The following is a 20,372-nucleotide window of genomic DNA, read 5'->3' as shown; positions in this document are numbered from 1 at the left end:
CTGTACCCCGAAATATCCCCCTCAGGACGCGCGATAACGCTCCGCCAGCTCGTACGTCGTCACCGCCAGCCGATCCCGCAGCTCACCGGGGGAGAGCACCTCGGCATCCGTGCCCAGCCTGAGGAACTCGCCCACCGCGTGCTCGATCGACTCGATCGGCACCGTGACCCGCGTCCACCCCTCCTCGTCCGGCCCCTGCGCGCTCTCCCTGGCCGCCTCCACCACGCCGGGCGTCATGAGATCGGCCAGCCGCTCCATGCCGCGCGCCGAGAGCCGCACCAGGGCCTCGCCCCACCGCAGCCTGGTCTCGAACTCGGCCAGGTAGTCCCGCCAGTAGGCGGCCAGATCGAACCCCTCCGGCCTGGTGAACCCCTCGGAGAGCGGATGCAGGTCGAGGATCTGCGAGACGCGATAGGTGCGGACGTCCTCGCCCGCCCGCGCGACCAGATACCACCGCCCGGCCTTGACCACCAGCCCGTACGGCTCCAGCCGCCGCTCCACCTCCTGCGGCGCCTTCCACCGCCGGTATCTGACCTGCACCCGCCGCTCGTTCCAGACCGCGTCGGCCACGGCGGGCAGGTAGGTCACCGGCTCCCGGTCGCGGTACCAGGTGGGCGCGTCGAGGTGGAACCGCTCCTGGATGCGGCCCGCGCGGTCGCGCAGCTCGACCGGGAGCGCGGCCATCAGCTTGAGCTGCGCGGCCGTCACCACCGCGCCCAGCCCCAGCTCGGCCGCGGGACCCGGCAGGCCGGCCAGGAAGAGGGACTCGGCCTCGTCGGTGGTCAGGCCGGTGAGCCGGGTGCGGTAACCGTCGAGGAGCTGGTATCCGCCCTTGGGGCCCGCGTCGCCGTAGAGGGGGATGCCGGCGGAGTGCAGGGACTCGACATCGCGGTAGATGGTGCGGATGGAGACCTCCAGCCGCTCGGCCAGCTCCTGCGCGGTCATCCGGCCGCGCGTCTGGAGGAGCAGCAGGATCGAGACCAGGCGGGAAGCTCGCATATCACTGACACTACCTGTCAGTGACTATGCCATACGGTGTGGCTCATGAACGACTTCGACTTCCTCACCGGCCACTGGAACGTCACCAACCGCCGGCTCGCCAAGCCCCTGTCCGGCAGCACCGAATGGGAGGAGTTCCCCGGCGTCTCGGTGGCCACCCGGCACTTCGGCGGCGCGGCCAGCTTCGACGAGATCGAGTTCCCGACGAAGGGCTCCAGCGGGCTGACCGTGCGCGTGCGCGACGCGGAGAGCGGGTTGTGGTCCATCTACTGGGCGAGCAGCACCAGCGGCGTGCTTGACACCCGGCCCATGGTGGGCGGGTTCGAGGGCGATCGGGGCGAGTTCTTCGGCGAGGAGACCTGCGAGGGCAGGCCGGTGCGCTGCCGGTTCGTCTGGACGGTCTCCGGCGGCGACGCCGCCCGCTGGGAGCAGGCGTTCTCGGAGGACGACGGGCGGACCTGGGAGACGAACTGGACGATGGACCTCACCCGGGCGTGACGGCCGTCCCGGTCTGGAGGGCCTTGGTGCCGGTGTCGGCGCGGACCCAGAAGATCACGGCCACGGCCACGGCGGCGATGAGCAGCACGAGGCCGCCGGCCACGATCACCCACCACCAGGTCGACCTCGGCGGCTTGGTCTCGTAGTGCGACACGTCGGGCAACATGTCCGGCGTGTACGGGAGCCGCCGCGTGCCGGGCGCGTCCGGTGGGCCCTGGGAAGGCAGGTCGGTGGGATGGGGGTAACGGCGCCTGATCGTCTGGTTCGGATCGGGCTCCGGTGGTTCTCGCGTCATGGATGTCCTCGGACACGCTGCGGAGTGTCGCTTACACCCCCATTGTCACTCAGCCCTGGCCGCCGCCGAAAGGCGGTTGCGGCGGCGACTGCCAGCCCGGCTGCTGCTGCTGCTGAGGCGCCGGCTGCTGCGGGGGCTGCTGCTGGTAGGGGGACTGGGGCTGCCATTCGGGCTGCCACTGCCCCTGCTGAGCCGGAGCAGCCGGGTTCCTGCGCGCGACCACGCCGGAGATCAGCAGCACCGTGCCGACAACCTGAAAGATCAGGATGACCAGGTTGACGACCAGGAAGAGGGGCTGGATCCCGCTGACTCCCATGCTGGAGACCAAGGAGGGAGTGGCGAAGACCAGGATGCCGTTGCACACCACTCCCAGGAAGAGCACGATGCAGCCCGCCATGCCCAGCACCGCCCCGCGACCGTGCTCCCCTCTGCGTACCGCCATCAGGATGGCACCGCCCAGGAGCACGATGACCATGACGATCTGGGGGAGGATACTGAAAAGGGAGGCGAGCGAGGACATCAAGGAGTCTCCAGCGCGGTAGGCGACGACTTGATGACGTTACGCGGACTGGCGTAGTTCTGCCACCGCCCGGGTGATCGAACCCAGGTCGTGGCCGCCCTCGTAGCGGATGCCGTTCAGGAAGAGGGTGGGCGTGCCGCGCACCCCGCTCTCGCGGCCGGACGCCTCGTCCGCCGCGATCCTCGACGAATGCCGCGGCACGTCGGTCCAGGGGGTCACGTCCAGCTCCGCGGCGTAGTGGTTGAGGTCGGCGTCGGTGAGGAAACGCTGGTTGTCGTAGAGGATGTCGTGCATCTCCCAGAACCTGCCCTGGTCGGCGGCGGCCTCCGCCACGATGGCGGCGGAGGTGGCGCGCGGGTGCAGGGAGCGCACCGGGTAGTGCCGGAACACGAGCCGGACGTCGGGGTTCTTCCTGCGGATCTCCTCCAGGACGGGGTGGAGCCGGCCGCAGTAGGGGCACTCGAAGTCGCCGTACTCGACGATCGTCACCCGGGCGTTCGCGGGCCCTCGCACGTGGTCCTCCGGCGCGACCGGCACGGACAGCGTGTTCGGCAGCTCCTCGGGGGGCTCGGCGTCGGGCGGCGCGCACACCCCGCCGCGGTCCCACGCCAGCTTGAAGATCACCCACCCCATCACGGCGGACAGCAGCGACCCGGCCAGGATCCCGATCTTGGCGGTGTCGTGCAGGGGCGAGCCCTCGAAGGCCAGGTCCACGATGAACAGCGCCACCGTGAACCCGATCCCCGACACCGCGGCCCCGCCCAGCAGCTGCCCCCACACCAGGTTCCCCGGCAGGATCCCCCACCCGAACCGCAGCGGCAGCCACGTGCCCAGCGCGATCCCGACGAACTTGCCCACCAGCAGTCCCAGCGCGATCCCGATGGCGACCGGCGAGGTGGCGGCCTCGCGCAGGGTCTCGCCGTCGAGCCGCACCCCGGCGTTGGCCAGGGCGAAGATGGGCACGATCACATAGCTGCTCCACGGCTGCAGCCGCAGTTGCAGCCGCTCGTTCACCGACACGGCCCGCTGGACGCGCCGCGCGGCCTCCCTGGCGGCCTGCGCGCTCGGCTCGCTGGTGAACTCCTGCACGGCCTCCCCGGCCAGCAGCAGTTTGTGGTCGGTGGGCGCGTACACGAAGACGAGGATCCCGAGCGCGATGCCGATCAGCGTCGGGTGGATCCCGCTCTCCAGCGTGGCCACCCACAGCGCGAACGCCAGCAGGATGTACGCCGGCGCCCGCCAGATCTTCAGCCATCGCAACGTCACGATGGCCGCCAGCAGCAGCGCGGCCACGAGCAGCGCGGGCACGGACAGGTCGGCGGTGTAGAAGATCGCGATGATCATGATCGCGAGCACGTCGTCCACGATGGCCAGCGTCAGCAGGAACGCCCGCAGCGGATCGGGGCACCGCGCCCCCACCACGGCGAGCAGGCCCAGCACGAAGGCGGTGTCGGTGGCGATCGGCACCCCCCACCCGCCGGCTCCAGGACCGCCGAAGTTGAGCAGCAGGTAGACGCCGGCCGGCACGAGCATCCCGCCGAACGCCGCCACGGCCGGCACCGCGATCAGCCGCCGGTCCCTGAGCTGCCCGAGCCGCACCTCGTAGGAGACCTCGAGCCCGATGAGGAAGAAGAACACGCTCATCAGCCCGTCGTTGACCCAGTGCCGCAGGTCCAGCGAGAAGTGGGCGTCGCCGAAGGAGATCCCTGTCGGCGTGTGCCAGAACGCCTCGTAGGTGCCGCTCCACGGTGAGTTCGCCCACAGCAGCGCCAGCACGGTGGCCACGAGCAGCACGCTCGTGCTGCCGGCCTCGGTCCTCAGGAACGCCCGCAACATCTCAGATCTCCCCCCGGAGATCTGATCCTAAGTCAGGCGGCTAGGTGAACAGGTAGACGGCCGCGTCCCTGGCCAGCAGAATCCCGACGATGGCGATTCCCCAGCTCAGCATGGACGCCGAGTGCTTGGTGAGCCAGGCGCGCAGCCGCTCCAGCTTCGGCTCCAGCCACTTCCCCGCCACCGCGCGCAGCCCCATGAGCGCCAGCGGCGGCAAGATCATGACCAGCACGTACGCCGCCAGCAGCGGCCCCCACTGCGTCACCGCGAGGCCGGCGGTCGTCATGATCCCGATCGCCGCCAGGTACGGCACCATCGTGGCCACCTCCAGCGCCCCGGCGGTCAGCCCGAGCATCACCATCGTCCGCGGCCCGCCTGTCCGGGGCTCGAACGTGCGCTGGGGTTTGCCCCGCTTCGCCCGCCACTTCGGGTCGAACCGGTAGCTCAGCACGAACAGCCCCACGCCGAGGACGAGTTCCACGATGCGCACCGGCCGGCTCTCCAGCACGTCGCCGAAGGCGTTCATCGCCGTGGACAGCCCCAGCATGAGCGCCACACCCACCAGGTAGTAGAAGAGCGCCACGGTGGTCAGGTAGATCAGCAGCCGGGGTCCCCGCGACCGGTCGGAGGTCAGCAGCAGGTAGACGGGGATGCCGAGGGTGCCGAAGCTGGTGCTGTCGACCACCGCCAGGGCCGCGAGGGTGAGCAGCAGTGCGATCGTCATAGGGAAATCATGCTGATTCCCGGCCCCTGCCCGCCTCCTCCGGCGGGCTGAACCCGGCGTACATCCTTCTGCTCATTCCCCGGCCGAACAGGCGAAACCGCTGGGGGCCGCGCGGCCCCCAGCGGTGTTTCCTAGAGGTTGCGCAGGTACGCCAGGGACGGCGCGAAGAAGTATTCGCCGCCCTTCATCGTCACCGTCTGACCCACCTGGGCCTGCGGGACGGACAACTCCGGCTTGCCCCACACCTTGGGAAAGGTCACCTTGAGATGGCGATCGCCCTGCCCGATGACCGGGTCGTGGCCGGTGACCCCGGGGACCTGGAAGTCGGGGTTGTTCGCCCAGGTCTGCTGCGTGAACTCGAACTGGTCGATCAGCCTGCTGTTGAACGCCATGAACAGCAGCCCGACCTCCCCGCTGGGCCGGTCCTCCGGCGGGGAGTCGTCGGACGGGTCGTCGGCGCGCTCGCCGTAGGTCTGCCCGCGCCTGGCCATGAGCACGTCACGTCCGAACGAGCGCGGGTTCGTCTTCCTGATGTGCCCGGCGATCGGGCACTTCGAGCCCTCCTCGTCGTCGTCGAAGGTGAAGTCGTTGTTCACCGGCCCGCCGGCCGCCTTGGGCTTGAGCGTCAGCGGGGTGCCGTCCTTGAAGCGGCCGACGAGCATGGCGCCGGCGCGGTGGCGGTCATCGCCCTTCAGGCCCAGGTCGTCGGCCAGGTCCCGCTCGATCTCCTTGAACGCCCGCACGTTCTGCTCCAGCTTCCTGAACACCAGGTAGCTGCCGTGGTGACGGACGGGGTTCGGCGCGAACGGGTCGGGCACCAGGACGTTGCCCAGCGGGAAGGCCGGGTCCCAGTGCTTCTTCGGCTCCTTGTCCACCTCGTCCTTCACGAACAGCGGCTGGCTGCGGCCGTCCACGTAGCCGAAGTGCTCGATGCCGTCGCCGGCCGGGTTGCGCATGCCCTGCCCGCTCTCCTCGCCGAGCAGCCGGGCGCTCTCCGGCAGGTCGCCGAGGATCTCCTCGCGCAGCGCGGCCACCGGTCCCGGCTCGGCGTCGCCGATCAGGATGACGGCGTGGATCTCCCGCTGGTAGGTGCGCTCCCACTGGTCCACCGGCGGGTCCTCGACCAGGCCCACCCGGCGCTTCATGCCGTCGCGGAAGACCGGGTCGGCGAACTCGCGCACGTCCTCGACCGAGTGGCCGAGGTCGCGGTAGCCGGCCTTGCTGATGCCGATGCCCACGTAAGGAGTGCCGCGGCGGCGACCTGCGGCGAAGTCGCGCACCTCCTCCATGTGCCTGCGCGCCGACTTCATCTTCGTGGTCGCGATGTGGCGCAGGAAGGCCTTGCCCTCCGCCACGTCGTTGAACCGGACGAACAGCAAGGACAGGTGCTCGCGCACGTGTGCGCGCAGGATGTTCGGCTGGAGATTGTCGAGCATCGCCTTGGTGTCCGCGTCGAGCGTGGCCGAGTCCCAGGCCAGGGGTTGTGCGTTGTTCAGGTCGACAGGCATTGCCGTGTCCCTTTCCCCGTTTCCGATGAAATAGGGCCCCCTGGCGCGTCACGGGAGAATAGCTCCCAGAAATCCCCCGTCTTTCAACGCGCCCCACCAGTAAGACTCGCGAGGGGATGAGAAAGTTTCCCGGAAAGCGGCCAGCCGAATTTCCTGATCAATTCACGGTGAGCGTGGTTCTGGCCATGCCGCCGTTCGCGCAGCGTACGGTCACCGCGTGCTTTCCCGCCCTGGCCGCCTTCAGGCTGGGCGACCATCCGGCCGTGGACGCGCCGGGCCGGTTGCGGGCCGTGGCGAAGGCGTTGGAGGTGACGTCCCGCACCTGCGATCCGCCGCACACGGCCGTCACCTTCACCTGCCCGCCCGCCTTCGCGGTGACGGGGGTCACGCCGACGCCCGCGGCGATGGCGGTGCCGTTCCCAGGAGACTGCGTGGGGGCCGCCGTCGGGGTGGGCTTGGGGGTGGCGGTCGGGGTGCCGGTGGGGGTGGTCGCGGGGGAGGGGTTGCTCTGCCCGAAGACCACGTCCGAGCAGGAGTAGAACGCCTCGGGGCTGTCGCTGCGCTGCCAGATCGCGTAGATCAGGTGGCGTCCCTGCCGGGACGGGAGCTTGGCCGTCATCGTGTAGAAGCCGTCGGCCACCGTCGGGTTCTGCACGGTGTGGAACGGCTTGGCCTCGAGGTCCGACCACTTCAGCGGCTTGGCCGGGTCGTAGCCGTCCTTGGTGATGTACAGCTCGAAGGCGCCCTTGTGCGGCGCGGTCGCCCGGTACTTGAAGGTGTGGGAGGCGCCGCTCGTCATGGTGGTCGCCGGCCAGTCGGTCCGTGCCTGGTCGAAGCCCCGGTACTTGTCGCGGCCCGCGCCGCACAACTTGCCGTCCGGGATGATCTCGCGGTGCCGGCCGGCGGCGTCGGCGATGTTGACCTCGTTCCAGTCGTACAGGGGCTGCGTGCCGCCGATCGCCACGGCCTGCTTGCACGCGGCCGTCTTCGGGCTCTCCGGGCCCTCGCTGTAGCAGACCATCAAGCGGCTGGGCGGGTTGCTCATGGTGCCGTGCGCGTAGGCCGCGCCGGGGGCGACGGCGAGCACGAGGAGCGTGGGGGCGGCCAGAGCGGTGGCGACGAACGCCTTGCGGTTGATCTGCATGCAGAACACCATGGGCCACCCGAACGCCGGAAATATCGGCCTTAAGGGTCCTTTAAGGCTGGCTTAGACAGCTTTTCAAGCCGCAACCACACCTGCACCTGAGCCCCGCCCAGCGACGAGCGATCGAGCCGCATCACCCCGCCGGTCGACTCCGCCAGCCGCCGCGCGATGTCCAGCCCCAGCCCCGTGGACCCGCTCCCGCTGGCCCCCCGCTCCAGCGCCGCCTCGGGATCGGGGATTCCAGGCCCCGCGTCCGCGACCAGGACACCGACGCTGTCTCTGCCCTCGTGCAGCGTGACGCTGAACGCCGTCCCCTCCGCCGTGTGCCGGAACACGTTCCCGAGCAGCGCGTCCACCACCGCCGTCAGCTCCCCCGCCGGTACGGGGGCCCGCACCGGCAACGTGGCCCCGACCAGCTCCCACGGCCGCCCCTGGTCCTCGGCCAGCGCCGACCAGAACGCCAGCCGTTCACGCAACACCTCGGCCGCGTCGCACGACCGGTTCGCCCGCGCGGGCCGCCTGGCCGCCGAGATGATCGTGGTCACCTCGCCCTCCAGCCGGGCCAGCGCCTGCCTGCTGGGCTCCGCCCGCGGGCCGAGCTGGTCCAGGCTGAGCCTGAGCGCGGTCAGCGGCGTACGCAGCCGGTGGGACAGGTCGGCGGCCAGCTCCCGTTCGGCGGCGAGCAGGTGGGTGACGTGGTTGGCCATGGCGTTGAACGCGTTCGCCGCGGCCTTGAGCTCGGGCGGGCCTTCTGGGTGGATGCGCTCGCTCAGGTCGCCGGAGCCGAGGGCGGTGGCGGCCGTGCCGAGGCGGCGCGTGGCGCGTACGACCCTGGCCCCGAGCCGGTCGCCGACCAGCACGGAGCCGAGCACGAGCACCACGGCCACGCCGGTGAGCACCGCCCAGGAGGTGAAGACGCCCTGGTTGAGGTCGTCTGCGGGGACGAACACCTCGATCACCGCGCCCCGGTCGCCGTCCAGCGCCACGGGGCGCAGCAGCACGTACCCGCCGTCCAGCTCGACCGTGCTCGCCCTGGTCTGCGCGGCGGCCCCGGCCACCTCGGCGGCGGGCGCCCGGGAGGTGCCCACCGTGGCGCCGCCGTTGACGTGAATGGCGAGCAGGCCGCGCCGCCCCGCCTCGGTACGCGCCATCGCGTGCCCGAGGTCGTCGCGCCCCGTCGTCACCGCCAGCACCGGCACCAGCGCCGACGCCTGCCGTTCCGCGCCCGCCACTGCTCTGGTCTGCGCGGTCTCCTTGACGATCAGCGCGAGCGGCACCAGGAACGCCAGCGCGACCATCGAGGTGACGGCCACCATCAGCACCGCCAAGGTCCTTCTCATCGAGGCGCGGACAACATGAAGCCGACCCCGCGCACGGTGTGCAGGTAGCGCGGCTGGGCGGCGCTCTCGCCGAGCTTGCGCCGCAACCACGACAGGTGCACGTCGATCGTCTGGTCGTCGCCGTAGGCCACCTGCCAGACCTCGGCCAGCAGCTCCTTGCGGGTGACGACCCGGTCGGCGCGGGCGGCGAGGTAGGCGAGCAGGTCGAACTCGCGCCTGGTGAGCGCGAGCGGGCCGCCGTCGAGCGCGGCCTCGCGCCGGGCCACGTCCACGACCAGGCCGCCGACCCGCAGCGTGCGGGGCTCGGGCGCGGATCTGGCCCGGCGCAGCACGGCGTCGAGCCGGGCGCTGAGATGGTCGCCGGAGAACGGCTTGACCAGGTAGTCGTCGGCGCCCGCGCGCAGCAGCCTGACGATCTCGGCCTCGTCGTCGCGGGCGGTGGCCACGATGACCGGCACGTCGGAGATGCCGCGCACCATCCGCAGCGCCTCCGAGCCGTCCAGGTCGGGCAGGCCGAGGTCCAGGATGACGGCGTCGGGAGGGGACTGCGAGATCTCCCTGAGCGCGTCGAGGGCACAACCCGCGCTGCGGACGGCGTGCTGCCGCCGGCCGAGCTCGTGGATGATCGCCGATCTGACGAATTCATCGTCTTCGACTACGAGAACCGTCGCCATGCGCACCTACCGTACCGGGGACGTACATAATGCCTCTCATGCGTCGAGCCATGCGATATGCCGCGATCTGGTGTGGGGCCACCGTCGTCGCCGTGTCGGTCTCGTGGTTCGGCGTGCGGGGTGTGCTGCGTAATGAGTTCGTGGATGATGTGAATGTTCAACCATTCCTCGCGCCAACCATCGCTCCACCCGACAATTCGCCCGTTCCTGCCGTTACTCCGACACCCCGCCGCACCACGAAAAGGCCGACAAATACGAAAACGCCGGCGCCAGGCAAACCGCTCAAGGTGGTGACCGTGAAAGGCGGCGAGGTGACGTTCACGCTCGGGGACGAAGGTTGCCGCCTGGTCTCGGCCACCCCGGCCGGCGGCTTCACCGCCAAGGTCGCCCGCGCAGAGGGCTGGATCCGGGTGGACCTGGTGAAGGGCGAGCACGGCACGGGGGTGTTCTGCATCAGCCATGAGCGGCGTACCGACACCTGGGAGTACTAGTGAGGAGCCGACGCTGGAGCCGGTCGAGCGGCACCCGCGACGCGCTGCTGCGCGCGGCGCGCGAGGTCTTCCTGGCCAAGGGGTACGCCGAGGCCACGGTCGCCGATCTCGTGGCGGCGTCGGGGATCAGCGTCGGCAGCCTCTACCACCACTTCGGCGGCAAACCGGGCCTGTTCCTGGCGTTGTGGGAGCAGTTCACGCGCGGCCAGGAGGAGCGCACCTCCCGGGCGGCCAAGGCGGCCGAGGGCACCGCGGAGCGCTTCCTGGCGGGCGCCCGCGCCTACCTGGAGGGGTCGTGGGAGCAGCGCGAGGTGGCCAGGTTGTTCCTGGAGAGCGACGGGCCGGCCGAGTTCACCACCCTGCGCAGGCAGCGGGGCTGGAACTGGATCGGCGGCAACAAGCGCCTGCTCGGCCTGGCGGACACGCGGGAGAGCCACGTGCTGGTGGTGCTGCTGACCACGATGATGGGCGAGGCGGGCCGCGAGGTGGCCGCGTGCGAGTCCGCCCTGGACGCGCAGGTGACCATCGACGAGGTGATCCGCCTGGTGAGACGGCTGCTGCCTACCGCGAACGGCGTAGCGGAGCAGCCTCCCTGAGGACGATTCCGTGATCGGCGCGCGGTGGGAGCGTGGAGGCATGGACGCACTTCGCCGGGCACTGGGCGGGCTCTTGCTGCTCCACGCGCTGATCTTCCTGCTGTTCGCGCTCCTGCACGCCGGGCTGCCGCTCGGCCCCGTGCGCGAACCCGTGATCGTGCCGGCCACGATCGTCGAGACGTTGTGCGCCGCGGCCATGCTCACCGGGGCGTACGGCGCGTTGTCCGGCCGGGCCTGGGCGTGGGACGGGCTGATCTACACCCAGTCGGCCGCGCTGGGCGGGGTGATGCTGGGGATCCTGTCGCTGACGTTGAGCCCGGGCGCGGCGACCGCGCTGCTCACCTGGTATCACAGCGCGATGGCGCTGGCCCTCGCCGCCGGCCTGACCGGCTCCTTCTACGTCTCCAGGGTGCGCAGGTAGCCGGCGGCCTCAGGGAGATGGTCCTCACTGAACACCCGGATGCCGTTCTGCTCCAGCAGCGCCGTCGTGATGCCCTGCCCCGGCGTGCGCCGCCCCTGGAACGTACCGTCGTAGATCGACAGCGAGCCGCAGGAGGGACTGCCCTCCTTGAGCACCGCCATCCGGATGCCGTGCGCACGCGCGACGCCGAGCGCCCCCTCCGCGCCCGCCACGAACTCCGCCGTCACGTTGGAGCCGTCCGTCGCCACCACGCGCGCGCCGCCGGACAGGACGGCCGCCCCGCCCGCGCCGCCCTCGATCTCGGCGGCGGGACGGGGGACGGGCAGCCCGCCCGACACCTCCGGGCAGAACGTCACCAGCCGCCCCTCCTCCCGCCACCCGGCGAGCAAGGCGTCGGAGCTGGTCTTCGCGCGGCCGTCGTAGCGCACCTTGCGGCCCATCAGGCAGGCGCTGACGAGGATCTTCTCCACGTCTTCGATCCTATGAGCGCGATCGGCAACAACGAGACGGCGGCCAGCGCGACCACCACCCAGAACACGTACGTGAACGGCTGCTCCACCCCCGCCCTGGTGAACACCTGCAACAGCACGGCCAGCACGGCGACGCCGAACGGCGCGGCCAGGCGTATCGCGATCGTGCTCAGCGTGGTCGCCGCCGGGATCGTGGCCCGGTCCAGCGTCTTGAACGCGGCCGCGACCACCGAGGTGGACACCAACCCGTGCCCGAGCCCGAGCACGAACATCGGCACCAGGCCGCCACCGAGCAGCACGAACGCCACGATCCCGGCCACCGCCACGAGCACCCCGGCGGCGCCGACCCCGCGCGGTCCCCTGCTGTCGGTGAGCCTGCCCGCGATCGGCATCGTGATCGCCGCGCCGATCCCCATCGGCGCCAGCAGCAACCCGGCATCCAGCGCGCTGCCGCCTTCCGCGAGCTGGCTGTAGAGCGGCACGAGCACGGTGAAGTCGAACAGCGCGGCCGAGTAGCACACCATCGCGGCGACGGCCGCGGCGAACGTGCGATCACCGAACAGCCGCAGGTCCAGCAGCGTCCCCGGGGCCCGCAGCGCCCGCACCGCGAACGCGGCCACCAGCACCACGCCGACCCACAACACCGGATGCGCGAGGGAGGCCCCGTTGCCCACCTCCGACAGCCCGTAGACCAGGGCGGCCAGACCGGGGGAGAGCAGCGCCAGGCCGAGCAGGTCGAGGCCGCGCGGGCCCGCGCCCGCCTCGCGGGGCAGCAGCAGGAACGCGGCCAGCAGCGCCACCGCGCAGATCGGCACGTTGACCAGGAACAACCACCGCCAGCCGAGGCCCTCGACGATCACCCCGCCGAGTGGCGGCCCGAGCACGGGCACCAGCATCGCGGGGACGGAGATCATGCCCATCGCCCGGCCCATCCGCTCCTTGCCCGCCGCCTGGGCCAGCATCATCTGACCGACCGGCAGGAGCAGGCCCCCGCCCAGCCCCTGTACGGCGCGGAAGGCCACCAGGCTCCAGACCGACCAGGCGGCGGCGCTGAGCGCGGAGCCGGCGATGAACAGCACGAGCGAGACGAGCCAGACGTTCCTGCCGCCGAACCTGCCCACCGCCCAGCCGGTGACCGGGACCGTCATGGACAGGGCCAGCAGGTAGCCGGTGACGGCCCACTGCATGGTGGCGAGCGTGGTGTGGAAGTCGCGGGCCAGGGTGCTGAGGGCGACGTTGACGATCGTGGTGTCGAGCATCGTCATGACGACGCCGAGCAGGACCACCAGACCCGTGGTCCAGAAGGGAGTTCGTACGGCGTATCGCATGTCGTACACCGTAACACTTTCGTACGCTGTCTAGAATCGGAGCCGTGACATCGATCTGGTCGAGACCCACGCCACCCCGCCGCCCGGTGCTGACCAGGGAGGCGATCGTGGCCGCCGCCGTCGCCCTCGCCGACGCGGAAGGGCTGGACGCGGTGTCGATCAGGCGCGTGGCCGCCGAGCTGGGCGCGCGGGCCATGACGCTCTACTCCTACATCGAGCGCAAGGAGGACCTGCTCGCCCTCATGGCGGACGAGATCGCCGCCGAGGCGCTGGCCGGGGAGCCGTTGCCGGCCGGCTGGCGCGACGCGCTGATGGTGCTCGCCCGGCGCGAGCGCGAGCTGGTGCGGCGGCATCCCTGGCGGGTCGATCTGATCGCGCAGCGGGTGGCCGTCGGGCCCAACGGGATGCGGCACGTGGAGCAGAAGCTGACGGCGTTCGACGGGCTCGGGCTCGATCGGCTGACGGCGTGGCGGTGCCTGGCGGTGTTCAACGACTACATGACCGGGTTCGTGGTCAGAGAGCACGTGGAGCGGAGGGCGCCCCGGGAGCGCGGGATCAACGACGCCGAGCGGGCGGCGGTGGCGGAGCCGTACATCAAGGAGCTCGTCGAGAGCGGTGAGTTCCCCCGGCTGGCGCCGATGATCGAGCAGGGTGTGCAGGGGGCGGACGACAACTTCGAGCGCGGGCTCTCCTGGGTGCTGGACGGGATCGAGGGCGTGATCCGGGGCGGCGTACCCGGGCGATAGCCTTGCCCCCGATGAACACCATCGTCTCCACGATCGTCATCCCCGGCTCGCTGCTGCTGATGCTGGTGAGCCTGATCGTCGCGATCCGTGACCGGCCCATGGGCATGGTGCTGCTGGTCGGCTTCGCCGTGCTCGAAGTGGCCGTGCTGGTGCAGGCGGGCTTCGTGATCGCGGGGGTGGCTGGCGGCGGGGGGCCCGCGGACAAGGTCACGCTGTTCGGATACGTCGGGGGCGAGGTGCTGATCCCGCCGGCCGGGGTGTTCCTTGCGCTGGCCGAGCGGAGCAGGTGGGGGCCCGCGATCCTGGTCGTGGCCGGGTTCGCGATCGCGGTGATGACCGCCCGGCTGCTGCAGATCTGGCAGGGCGCGGCGTGACGACCTCCATCGGCACCGGGCCGGGGCGCGCGCTGATCGCCGTCTACGGGTTGTTCGCGCTGGCCGCGGGGTCGCGGGCGGGCGTGCAGATCGCCTCTCGTTTCTGGGAGGCGCCGCTGGCGTACTCGTTGTCGGCCTTCGCGGCGGTCGTCTACATCCTGCTCACCGTCGCGCTCTGGCGCGGCGCGCGCCGGCTGGCGCTGGTCTCGCTCGGCATCGAGCTGGCCGGGGTGCTGGTCATCGGCACGCTCAGCCTGCTCGACCAGGCCGCCTTCCCCGACGAGACCGTGTGGTCGGCCTACGGCAAGGGTTACCTGTTCATCCCCCTCGTGCTGCCTCTCGTGGGCCTGTTCTGGCTGTGGCGCAGGCGTTAACGCCCGTTGTGCGGGGGCAGTGGCAGACCCCATGAGCACGATCGAACATTCCGAAGACGTCGCGGTCCCCGTCAGGGTGGCCTACAACCAGTGGACACAGTTCGAGAGCTTCCCCGAGTTCATGGACGGCGTGGAGTCGGTCAAACAGATCGGCGACACGCGTACGGCGTGGGTGGCGGAGATCGCCGGGGTCAGGCGCGAGTTCGAGGCCGAGATCACCGAGCAGCACCCCGACGAGCGCATCGCCTGGCGCAGTGAGGACAAGCCCCACCACGCGGGTGTGGTGACCTTTCACCGGATCGACGACGACACGACCCGGGTGACGCTCCAGATGGAGTACGACCCCGAGGGCTTCGTCGAGACGGCCGGCGACTGGCTGCAGCTCGTGCGCCTGCGCGTGGTCGGTGACGTCAAGCGCTTCAAGACGTTCGTCGAGTCGAGCGGCAGGGACAGCGGCGGCTGGCGCGGCGACGTGCCGGGGCCGCATCAGCCCGGCTCCTCCTACGGCGAGAGCGACCAGCCCATGCCGCCCGGCACCGTGGGGCGCGGCGACTATCCGCCCGAGGGCGCGCTGCCCCCTCCGGGACCCGTGCCGCCCGGCCGCGAGTCTCCTCCGAGGCCGGCGCCGCCCCGCCACGCGCCTCCTCCGGGGCCGGTGCCGCCCGGCCGAGAGCCTCCCGAGGGCCCGCGGCCGGTGCTCTGAACCCGCCCGGCACAAAACCCCCGGACCTTGTTCCGGGGGTTTTGTCATGACCAGGAATAAACGTACATTTCGGTCCTGTTAAGGAGATGATTCGTCCCATGACTTGATGAGTGGAGGACCTTCCCCGCATGAGCGTGCTCGCCCAAGAGACCCGAGGCAGAACCACCCCCCTGGCCTGGCTTCTCGTGCTGGGAATCATCCTCGCCGCGCTCAACCTGCGTACGGGCGTCACCAGCGTAGGTCCGCTGCTCGACCAGCTCACCAGCGCCCTCGGCATGTCGAGCGTCACCACCGGCCTGCTGACCACGCTACCCGTGCTGGCCTTCGCCAGCGTGGGCGTCATCACCCCCACGCTGGCCAGGCGTATCGGCGAGCACCGGCTGCTGCTGCTCGCCCTCGTCACGCTGAGCGCGGGACTGCTGGTCAGGTCGCTGGTCGGCTCGGCGCCGGTGTTCCTGCTGAGCAGCGCGGTCGCGCTGTCCGGCGGCGCGGTCGGCAACGTGCTCATCCCGACGCTGATCAAGCGTCACTTCCCGGCTCGCACCGGGGTCATGACCACCGTCTACACCACGGCGCTGGCGGTCGGCACCATGCTGGCCGCCGCCGCGACCGTGCCGATCGAGCGCGCGTCGGGGGACTGGCACATCGCGCTCGGCGTGTGGGCGGCGCTGGCCGTCGTCGCCGCCATTCCGTGGCTTGCGCTGCTGCGCAGTGAGCCGGAGCGGGACACGGGCAGCCAGGACAAGGGGATCAGGGGGCTGCTCGGGAGCAAGCTGGCGTGGATGATCGCGATCTACTTCGGCACCCAGTCGATGATCGCCTACATCATGTTCGGCTGGCTCGCCACGATCCTCACCGACAGCGGCTACAGCACCTCGCAGGCCGGGGTCATCCTCGGCGTGTTCACCGCGCTGAACATCCCCGTCTCGATCGTCGTGCCCATGGTCGCCTCCCGCTTCCGTGACCAGCGTCCGGCCGTGGTGGGGCTGGTCTCGTCCTACGTGGTCGGCTTCCTCGGGTTGTGGTTCGCGCCGCCTTCCACGGCGATGGTCTGGGTGGTGTTCGTGGCCGTGGGGATGGGGTCGTTCCCGCTGGCGCTGATGATGCTGGCGCTGCGCACCCGTACGCCGGAGACCACGGCCGCGCTGTCGGCGTTCGGGCAGAGCGCCGGCTACCTCATCGCGGGCGCGGGGCCGCTGCTCGTGGGCGTGTTGCGGGAGGCGACCGGGGGGTGGACGCTGCCGTACGCGCTGATCTTCGCGATGCTCGTCGTGCAGCTCTTCACCGGCCTGTACGTCGGCCGCAACCGCTACCTGGAGGACGAGCGGAGCCCTGCCACAATGACCGGATGAATTCCACCCTCGTCACCTTCCCCGGCGGCCTGACCAGCGGCCGCTCCATGATCGTCGGGACCGTGCCGGTAGAGGGGGACCGGCACGGTCTCGTCGTGGCCGAGACGCCGTTCCATCCCCTCGACCACACCTGGCCCGACCAGCCCGCCGACCGCGGCACGATCGGGGGCCTGCCGGTCGTCGACTGCGTTACAGGGGCACAGTCGAACACCGGCGAGGTCTTCCTCGGCGCCGACATCCCGGTCCGGCGCGGCGCCGAGGGCTGGCGGTGGCTGGTCGTGCACGTCACCGAGCGGCCGCTGCCCGTGGAGTCCGAGGTCGACCTGTGGGTGGACGCGGACTTCCGGGCAGCGCTCTCGGCCGGGCACACCGCCTGCCACCTGGCCGCGCTCGCGCTCAACGCGGCGCTGGCCGGCCGCTGGCGCAAGGAGGCGCGGGCCGACTCGCTCGGACGTCCCGACTTCGACCAGGCGGCGATCACCTCCTCGCGGATCGGCCCGTACGGCAGCGTGGACGTCTACCGGCTGGGCAAGTCGTTGCGCAAGAAGGGCTTCGCCACGGAGGACCTCGACGTGGCGGTCGTCCGGCTGGTCGCCCGCCAGGTGAACGACCAGCTGGAGGCGTGGGCCGCCGCCGACGCCCCGGTCCGGCTGGAGGTGCCGGGGCCCGGGCTGACGGCGCGCAGGACCTGGCACTGCTCGCTGCCGGAGGGGGAGGCGTCCATCCCGTGCGGCGGCACCCACGTGGGCGCTACGGCGGCGCTGGGCGGAGCCACGGTCACGCTCTCCCTCGACGAGGCGGCCCTGACCATGCGCACCAGCCTGACCCCGCCGGCGTGAGCTACGGCGCCGGTTCGAGGTGGGCGATCTTCTCCGGGTTGGCCATCAGGTAGATCGTCTCGATCTTGCCCTCCAGAACCAGCAGCGAGATGACCGAGATCACCCGCCCACCGGCCGAGATGATCATGGCGGGGGAGTTGTTCACCGTCGCCATCCCGAACGACAGGTCGGAAATGTCCGCCATGCCGATCGAGGCCATGAAGCGGGCGATGTTGCCCGGCGTGTTGATCGACAGCAGGTAGCGGCCGACGTTGTCGGAGCCGGTGATGATCCGCAGCGCCGCCCTGGCCTTGCCGCCGCCGTCGCTGACGATCGTCACCTGGTCGGAGAACAGCTCGATCAGCCCGTCGAGGTCCCCCTCCGCGGAGGCGTTCATGAACCGCCCGGTGATGCGCCGGCGCTCGTCCAGGTCCACGTCGAAGCGCGGGCGCTTGTCCCGTACGTGGTCGCGAGCCCGCCGCGCGAGCTGCCTGGTGGTCGGCTCGGCCCGCCCGATGATCTCCCCGATCTCGGAGAACGGCAGGTCGAACGCCTCCCGCAACACGAACACGGCCCGTTCGAGCGGCGACAACGTCTCCAGTACCACCAGCAGCGCCAGCTCCACGGAGTCGGCCAGCTCGGCCTGCTCGGCGACGTCGGGAGCGGTGCTGATCGGCTCGGGCAACCACGGCCCCACGTACGACTCCCGCCGCGACTTCGCCCACCGCAGCCGGTCGATGGCCAGCCGCGAGGCCACCCTGACCAGGTACGCCTTCGGCTCCGCGACGGCCGCCTCGTCCACCCCCGACCAGCGCAGCCACGCCTCCTGGACGACGTCCTCGGCGTCGGCGACGCTGCCCAGGATCCGGTAGGCGACTCCGGTCAGCAGACTCCGGTGCTCCTCGAAGGTGCTCGCGGAATCCGCGAAGCCTGACGGCCTCGCGGGCTCGGCGAAATCAGAGGGCTTCGCGGGCTCGGCGAAATCTGGAGGCTTCGCGGGCTCGGCGAAATCTGAAGGCGGCATGACTCCTAGACGTATCACGGCGGCTTCGGCGTGACACGAGGGCTCCCGGATTCCGTTACACTTACTGATCGCAAGGGGCTATGGCGCAGTTGGTAGCGCGCCTCCATGGCATGGAGGAGGTCTGGGGTTCGAATCCCCATAGCTCCACACACACGGCGGTGTTTCCTCGGAGACACCGCCGTTTTCGTCGTCAAAGGGACTGGATGCTCTCGCGCTCCTCAGCGGAGGCGGCGCCGTCGAGCAGGCACTGCCGCAGGAAGACGTGGCGCTGGGCGGAGGCGGAGTCGCCGAGCGGCACCCAGAGCGTGGCGCGCATGGCCACCGCGAGCAGCGCCGGATCCCGCGGCCTGACGAACTCCCCGGCCGCGATCCCGTCGGAGATCACGCTCTCCAGCAGGCGCAGCCGGGTCGCGTTGTCCTCGGGCGGCGCGTCGGCGGGCGAGTTGAGCACCCGCCACCAGTCCTTGACGATCACGAACTCCGGCTGGAACAACGACCCCGCCGACGCCATCAACCGGCACAGGGCGTCGAGGCGTTCCGCCGCCGTGCTGCGGGCCCCGGCGACGGCCTCGTAACCGGCCAGCAGGAAGCGGGAGAACCGCTCCACGATGCCGGTGAGGATCTCCTGCTTGGAGGTGAAATGGCGGTAGATGCTGCTCGGCCGCACCCCGGAGGCGGCCGCGATGTCGCGGATCGTCGTGGCCTCGTAGCCGCGGCGGGCGAACTCCTGGCGGGCGGTGGCCAGGATCAGGTCGCGGCGGCCCTCGCCGGTGGCCGCCGCCAGCGCCGACCATGTCGTGACGTGGTCCGCGGCGATCCGGGAGGCGGCGGAGGCGTCGAGCCGGGCGGGCGCCCGCCGGTCGGTGGCCAGGCCGTGCAGCAGCAGCGAGGTCAGCGAGCGCACGAGGCCGACGGTCGGGTCGGGGCCGGCCAGCAGCGCCAGGTCGAGGACGGCGCCGGACAACACGGTCCGCAACATCGGCGGGTCCACCTCGGCGCGGATGGCGCCGGACTCGCGGGCGTCGTTCAGCAGCTTCGCCCATCGGCTGTTGAGGCCCAGCGGCTCCCGCCTGACCAGTGTGCTCAGCGCCTCCGTCGCGCTCGACGGCGCGTCGTAGCGGCACATCTGGACCGCCGCCCGGTGCCGCTCGGCGATCCGCCCGACCTGCTCGGCGAACTCCACGATGCCGGTCAGCGGATGCGCCGCGTCCTTCTCCGGCACATCGGCCAGCGCGTCGATCTCCGTGTGGAAGGCGGAGATCAGCTCGATCGCGAGTGACTCCTTGGACGGGAAGTGGTGGTAGAGGCTCCCGGCCAGGATCCCGGCCGCGTCGGCGATGTCACGCAGCGACGTGCCGGAATAACCCGCGCGGGAGAACACCTCGGCGGCGATGCGGAGTAGTTCGCTACGGCGGGTGTGCTCGGCCGGGGGCGAGACGTCCTCGGAGCATGTCGCTTCCACTGTCCCAGTATGCCCGCGTACCGGGCGCTGTTCTTACCTGGCTCCGACGCCGAGGTCAGGGTTGTGCGTACTGGAAGGCCCGTCGTGAGTCCTGAGCCGACGGAAGGATCATGATCCCGCGTCGTCGTACAGCGCCGGGAGGAGCCGTCCCGTCAGGAGGTGAGCAGCCGGCTGAGGGACCGCGGGAGGTCGTCGCGGTTCTGCGGGGTCACGGTGATCAGCTCGGCGTCGATGTGGGCCTTCAGCGCCGGGTGGCTGCGCTGGTGGATCGTGGCCACGACTGGGATGCCGGCCGTGAACAGGGCCAGGCAACGGGGCAGGAACGCGGGCGACAGCAGCTCCATCGGCCCGATCTCGTCGATGAGCGCCACCGCGCCCTTCGCGTCCAGCGCCCGCTGCATGGCCGGCAGCGCGATGCGTTCGAACGCGGGCACGTTGACGCCGTACCGGCCGATCTTCGGCCCCGAGACCCATGACAGGTGCGCCATCACGGCCTTGCGGCCGTCGAGGTCCGCCACGGCGAACCCGGCGCGCCGGCCGTGCTCGCGCAGCTCGTCGGTGAGGAAACCGCACACCGGCACGTCCGCCTCCCGCAGGAGCCCGGCGAGCCGGCGGACGACGGTGGTCTTGCCCGTGCGGGGCGGGGCGGTGAGCAGGATACGCGGCCTGGACACCGCT

At 71.0% G+C, this 20,372-nt stretch carries 24 protein-coding genes and 1 tRNA gene; 11 read left to right on the top strand and 14 right to left on the bottom strand.

Annotated features, from left to right (window positions below):
- Window positions 1-21 precede the first annotated feature (21 nt).
- Complete coding sequence (locus tag ACFPZ3_RS68710) at window positions 22-999, bottom strand: helix-turn-helix transcriptional regulator (RefSeq protein ID WP_379525096.1); 978 nt, start codon at window positions 997-999, stop codon at window positions 22-24.
- Window positions 1,000-1,044: 45 nt separating this feature from the next.
- Between ACFPZ3_RS68710 and ACFPZ3_RS68705 the strand changes: the two genes are divergently transcribed.
- On the top strand, window positions 1,045-1,497 hold the full coding sequence (locus ACFPZ3_RS68705) for a hypothetical protein (RefSeq protein WP_379525095.1): 453 nt from the start codon (window positions 1,045-1,047) through the stop codon (window positions 1,495-1,497).
- Here the strand turns inward: ACFPZ3_RS68705 and ACFPZ3_RS68700 are convergent.
- From ACFPZ3_RS68700 to ACFPZ3_RS68665, 8 genes are all read right to left on the bottom strand, one after another.
- Window positions 1,484-1,792 (bottom strand): hypothetical protein, encoded by a 309-nt coding sequence (locus ACFPZ3_RS68700; protein ID WP_379525094.1) that lies wholly within the window; start codon window positions 1,790-1,792, stop codon window positions 1,484-1,486. The genes ACFPZ3_RS68705 and ACFPZ3_RS68700 overlap by 14 nt on opposite strands.
- Before the next feature lie 49 nt (window positions 1,793-1,841).
- A complete protein-coding gene (locus tag ACFPZ3_RS68695; RefSeq protein WP_379525093.1) occupies window positions 1,842-2,312 on the bottom strand; it encodes a hypothetical protein in 471 nt (156 codons plus the stop codon).
- A 39-nt stretch (window positions 2,313-2,351) separates the two neighbouring features.
- Window positions 2,352-4,148: a Na+/H+ antiporter NhaA gene (gene nhaA, locus ACFPZ3_RS68690; protein ID WP_379525092.1), complete on the bottom strand. Its 1,797-nt coding sequence runs from the start codon at window positions 4,146-4,148 to the stop codon at window positions 2,352-2,354.
- 40 nt (window positions 4,149-4,188) lie between these two features.
- Complete coding sequence (locus ACFPZ3_RS68685) at window positions 4,189-4,869, bottom strand: GAP family protein (RefSeq protein WP_379525091.1); 681 nt, start codon at window positions 4,867-4,869, stop codon at window positions 4,189-4,191.
- Between the two features lie 131 nt (window positions 4,870-5,000).
- A complete protein-coding gene (locus tag ACFPZ3_RS68680; RefSeq protein ID WP_379525090.1) occupies window positions 5,001-6,377 on the bottom strand; it encodes a Dyp-type peroxidase in 1,377 nt (458 codons plus the stop codon).
- A gap of 157 nt (window positions 6,378-6,534) precedes the next feature.
- Complete coding sequence (locus ACFPZ3_RS68675) at window positions 6,535-7,521, bottom strand: lytic polysaccharide monooxygenase auxiliary activity family 9 protein (protein WP_379525089.1); 987 nt, start codon at window positions 7,519-7,521, stop codon at window positions 6,535-6,537.
- 41 nt (window positions 7,522-7,562) lie between these two features.
- A complete protein-coding gene (locus ACFPZ3_RS68670; protein WP_379525088.1) occupies window positions 7,563-8,861 on the bottom strand; it encodes a sensor histidine kinase in 1,299 nt (432 codons plus the stop codon).
- Window positions 8,858-9,535: a response regulator transcription factor gene (locus tag ACFPZ3_RS68665; protein ID WP_379525087.1), complete on the bottom strand. Its 678-nt coding sequence runs from the start codon at window positions 9,533-9,535 to the stop codon at window positions 8,858-8,860. Before ACFPZ3_RS68665 ends, ACFPZ3_RS68670 begins: the two co-directional genes overlap by 4 nt.
- Window positions 9,536-9,573: 38 nt before the next feature.
- On the opposite strand from ACFPZ3_RS68665, the gene ACFPZ3_RS68660 reads away from it, so the two are divergent.
- The 3 genes from ACFPZ3_RS68660 to ACFPZ3_RS68650 are packed head-to-tail and all read left to right on the top strand — an operon-like array spanning window position 9,574 to window position 11,043.
- Window positions 9,574-10,026, top strand: a complete 453-nt coding sequence (locus ACFPZ3_RS68660; RefSeq protein ID WP_379525086.1) for a hypothetical protein — start codon at window positions 9,574-9,576, stop codon at window positions 10,024-10,026.
- On the top strand, window positions 10,026-10,622 hold the full coding sequence (locus ACFPZ3_RS68655) for a TetR/AcrR family transcriptional regulator (RefSeq protein ID WP_379525085.1): 597 nt from the start codon (window positions 10,026-10,028) through the stop codon (window positions 10,620-10,622). Before ACFPZ3_RS68660 ends, ACFPZ3_RS68655 begins: the two co-directional genes overlap by 1 nt.
- A 40-nt stretch (window positions 10,623-10,662) precedes the next feature.
- Complete coding sequence (locus tag ACFPZ3_RS68650) at window positions 10,663-11,043, top strand: hypothetical protein (protein ID WP_379525084.1); 381 nt, start codon at window positions 10,663-10,665, stop codon at window positions 11,041-11,043.
- On the opposite strand, the gene ACFPZ3_RS68645 is transcribed toward ACFPZ3_RS68650, so the two are convergent.
- Complete coding sequence (locus ACFPZ3_RS68645; RefSeq protein WP_379525083.1) at window positions 11,019-11,513, bottom strand: 2-thiouracil desulfurase family protein; 495 nt, start codon at window positions 11,511-11,513, stop codon at window positions 11,019-11,021. The genes ACFPZ3_RS68650 and ACFPZ3_RS68645 overlap by 25 nt on opposite strands.
- Window positions 11,483-12,841 carry a DHA2 family efflux MFS transporter permease subunit gene (locus ACFPZ3_RS68640; RefSeq protein ID WP_379525082.1) on the bottom strand — a complete coding sequence of 453 codons (1,359 nt, stop codon included), beginning with the start codon at window positions 12,839-12,841 and terminating at the stop codon, window positions 11,483-11,485. The genes ACFPZ3_RS68645 and ACFPZ3_RS68640 overlap by 31 nt, the downstream gene beginning before the upstream one ends.
- Before the next feature lie 44 nt (window positions 12,842-12,885).
- On the opposite strand from ACFPZ3_RS68640, the gene ACFPZ3_RS68635 reads away from it, so the two are divergent.
- The 6 genes from ACFPZ3_RS68635 to ACFPZ3_RS68610 all read left to right on the top strand — a co-directional run bounded on the left by ACFPZ3_RS68635 (window position 12,886) and on the right by ACFPZ3_RS68610 (window position 17,229).
- Window positions 12,886-13,587, top strand: coding sequence for a TetR/AcrR family transcriptional regulator (locus ACFPZ3_RS68635; RefSeq protein WP_379525081.1), 702 nt, complete (start codon window positions 12,886-12,888; stop codon window positions 13,585-13,587).
- 11 nt (window positions 13,588-13,598) lie between these two features.
- The gene (locus ACFPZ3_RS68630) at window positions 13,599-13,961 is read left to right on the top strand and encodes a hypothetical protein (RefSeq protein WP_379525080.1); all 363 of its coding nucleotides are present in this window, start codon (window positions 13,599-13,601) and stop codon (window positions 13,959-13,961) included.
- The gene (locus ACFPZ3_RS68625) at window positions 13,958-14,335 is read left to right on the top strand and encodes a hypothetical protein (RefSeq protein ID WP_379525079.1); all 378 of its coding nucleotides are present in this window, start codon (window positions 13,958-13,960) and stop codon (window positions 14,333-14,335) included. The genes ACFPZ3_RS68630 and ACFPZ3_RS68625 overlap by 4 nt, the downstream gene beginning before the upstream one ends.
- A gap of 31 nt (window positions 14,336-14,366) precedes the next feature.
- Window positions 14,367-15,038, top strand: coding sequence for an SRPBCC family protein (locus ACFPZ3_RS68620; RefSeq protein WP_379525078.1), 672 nt, complete (start codon window positions 14,367-14,369; stop codon window positions 15,036-15,038).
- Between the two features lie 128 nt (window positions 15,039-15,166).
- Window positions 15,167-16,390, top strand: coding sequence for a CynX/NimT family MFS transporter (locus tag ACFPZ3_RS68615; RefSeq protein ID WP_379525077.1), 1,224 nt, complete (start codon window positions 15,167-15,169; stop codon window positions 16,388-16,390).
- Window positions 16,387-17,229, top strand: a complete 843-nt coding sequence (locus ACFPZ3_RS68610) for an alanyl-tRNA editing protein (protein ID WP_379525076.1) — start codon at window positions 16,387-16,389, stop codon at window positions 17,227-17,229. Before ACFPZ3_RS68615 ends, ACFPZ3_RS68610 begins: the two co-directional genes overlap by 4 nt.
- Before the next feature lies 1 nt (window position 17,230).
- On the opposite strand, the gene sigJ is transcribed toward ACFPZ3_RS68610, so the two are convergent.
- Window positions 17,231-18,232, bottom strand: coding sequence for an RNA polymerase sigma factor SigJ (sigJ, locus tag ACFPZ3_RS68605; protein ID WP_379525075.1), 1,002 nt, complete (start codon window positions 18,230-18,232; stop codon window positions 17,231-17,233).
- Between the two features lie 74 nt (window positions 18,233-18,306).
- On the opposite strand from sigJ, the gene ACFPZ3_RS68600 reads away from it, so the two are divergent.
- Window positions 18,307-18,379 (top strand) — tRNA-Ala (locus ACFPZ3_RS68600).
- A gap of 43 nt (window positions 18,380-18,422) precedes the next feature.
- Here the strand turns inward: ACFPZ3_RS68600 and ACFPZ3_RS68595 are convergent.
- On the bottom strand, window positions 18,423-19,694 hold the full coding sequence (locus ACFPZ3_RS68595) for a TetR/AcrR family transcriptional regulator (RefSeq protein WP_379525074.1): 1,272 nt from the start codon (window positions 19,692-19,694) through the stop codon (window positions 18,423-18,425).
- Window positions 19,695-19,846: 152 nt separating this feature from the next.
- On the bottom strand, window positions 19,847-20,368 hold the full coding sequence (locus ACFPZ3_RS68590; protein ID WP_379525073.1) for a nucleoside-triphosphatase: 522 nt from the start codon (window positions 20,366-20,368) through the stop codon (window positions 19,847-19,849).
- Between the last annotated feature and the right edge of the window lie 4 nt (window positions 20,369-20,372).

It is taken from the genome of Nonomuraea insulae, assembly GCF_042656245.1.
The sequence above is the reverse complement of the archived record's forward strand: the minus strand, read 5'-3'. Positions and strand labels throughout refer to the sequence as shown.

Bases quoted from the DNA above. Each gene is read 5' to 3' on its own strand.
- ACFPZ3_RS68710 (WP_379525096.1), bottom strand. From the start codon at position 999: ATGCGAGCTTCCCGCCTGGTCTCGATCCTGCTGCTCCTCCAGACGCGC.
- ACFPZ3_RS68705 (WP_379525095.1), top strand. From the start codon at position 1,045: ATGAACGACTTCGACTTCCTCACCGGCCACTGGAACGTCACCAACCGC.
- ACFPZ3_RS68700 (WP_379525094.1), bottom strand. From the start codon at position 1,792: ATGACGCGAGAACCACCGGAGCCCGATCCGAACCAGACGATCAGGCGC.
- ACFPZ3_RS68695 (WP_379525093.1), bottom strand. From the start codon at position 2,312: ATGTCCTCGCTCGCCTCCCTTTTCAGTATCCTCCCCCAGATCGTCATG.
- nhaA (WP_379525092.1), bottom strand. From the start codon at position 4,148: ATGTTGCGGGCGTTCCTGAGGACCGAGGCCGGCAGCACGAGCGTGCTG.
- ACFPZ3_RS68685 (WP_379525091.1), bottom strand. From the start codon at position 4,869: ATGACGATCGCACTGCTGCTCACCCTCGCGGCCCTGGCGGTGGTCGAC.
- ACFPZ3_RS68680 (WP_379525090.1), bottom strand. From the start codon at position 6,377: ATGCCTGTCGACCTGAACAACGCACAACCCCTGGCCTGGGACTCGGCC.
- ACFPZ3_RS68675 (WP_379525089.1), bottom strand. From the start codon at position 7,521: ATGCAGATCAACCGCAAGGCGTTCGTCGCCACCGCTCTGGCCGCCCCC.
- ACFPZ3_RS68670 (WP_379525088.1), bottom strand. From the start codon at position 8,861: ATGAGAAGGACCTTGGCGGTGCTGATGGTGGCCGTCACCTCGATGGTC.
- ACFPZ3_RS68665 (WP_379525087.1), bottom strand. From the start codon at position 9,535: ATGGCGACGGTTCTCGTAGTCGAAGACGATGAATTCGTCAGATCGGCG.
- ACFPZ3_RS68660 (WP_379525086.1), top strand. From the start codon at position 9,574: ATGCGTCGAGCCATGCGATATGCCGCGATCTGGTGTGGGGCCACCGTC.
- ACFPZ3_RS68650 (WP_379525084.1), top strand. From the start codon at position 10,663: ATGGACGCACTTCGCCGGGCACTGGGCGGGCTCTTGCTGCTCCACGCG.
- ACFPZ3_RS68640 (WP_379525082.1), bottom strand. From the start codon at position 12,841: ATGCGATACGCCGTACGAACTCCCTTCTGGACCACGGGTCTGGTGGTC.
- ACFPZ3_RS68630 (WP_379525080.1), top strand. From the start codon at position 13,599: ATGAACACCATCGTCTCCACGATCGTCATCCCCGGCTCGCTGCTGCTG.
- ACFPZ3_RS68620 (WP_379525078.1), top strand. From the start codon at position 14,367: ATGAGCACGATCGAACATTCCGAAGACGTCGCGGTCCCCGTCAGGGTG.
- ACFPZ3_RS68615 (WP_379525077.1), top strand. From the start codon at position 15,167: ATGAGCGTGCTCGCCCAAGAGACCCGAGGCAGAACCACCCCCCTGGCC.
- ACFPZ3_RS68610 (WP_379525076.1), top strand. From the start codon at position 16,387: ATGAATTCCACCCTCGTCACCTTCCCCGGCGGCCTGACCAGCGGCCGC.
- sigJ (WP_379525075.1), bottom strand. From the start codon at position 18,232: ATGCCGCCTTCAGATTTCGCCGAGCCCGCGAAGCCTCCAGATTTCGCC.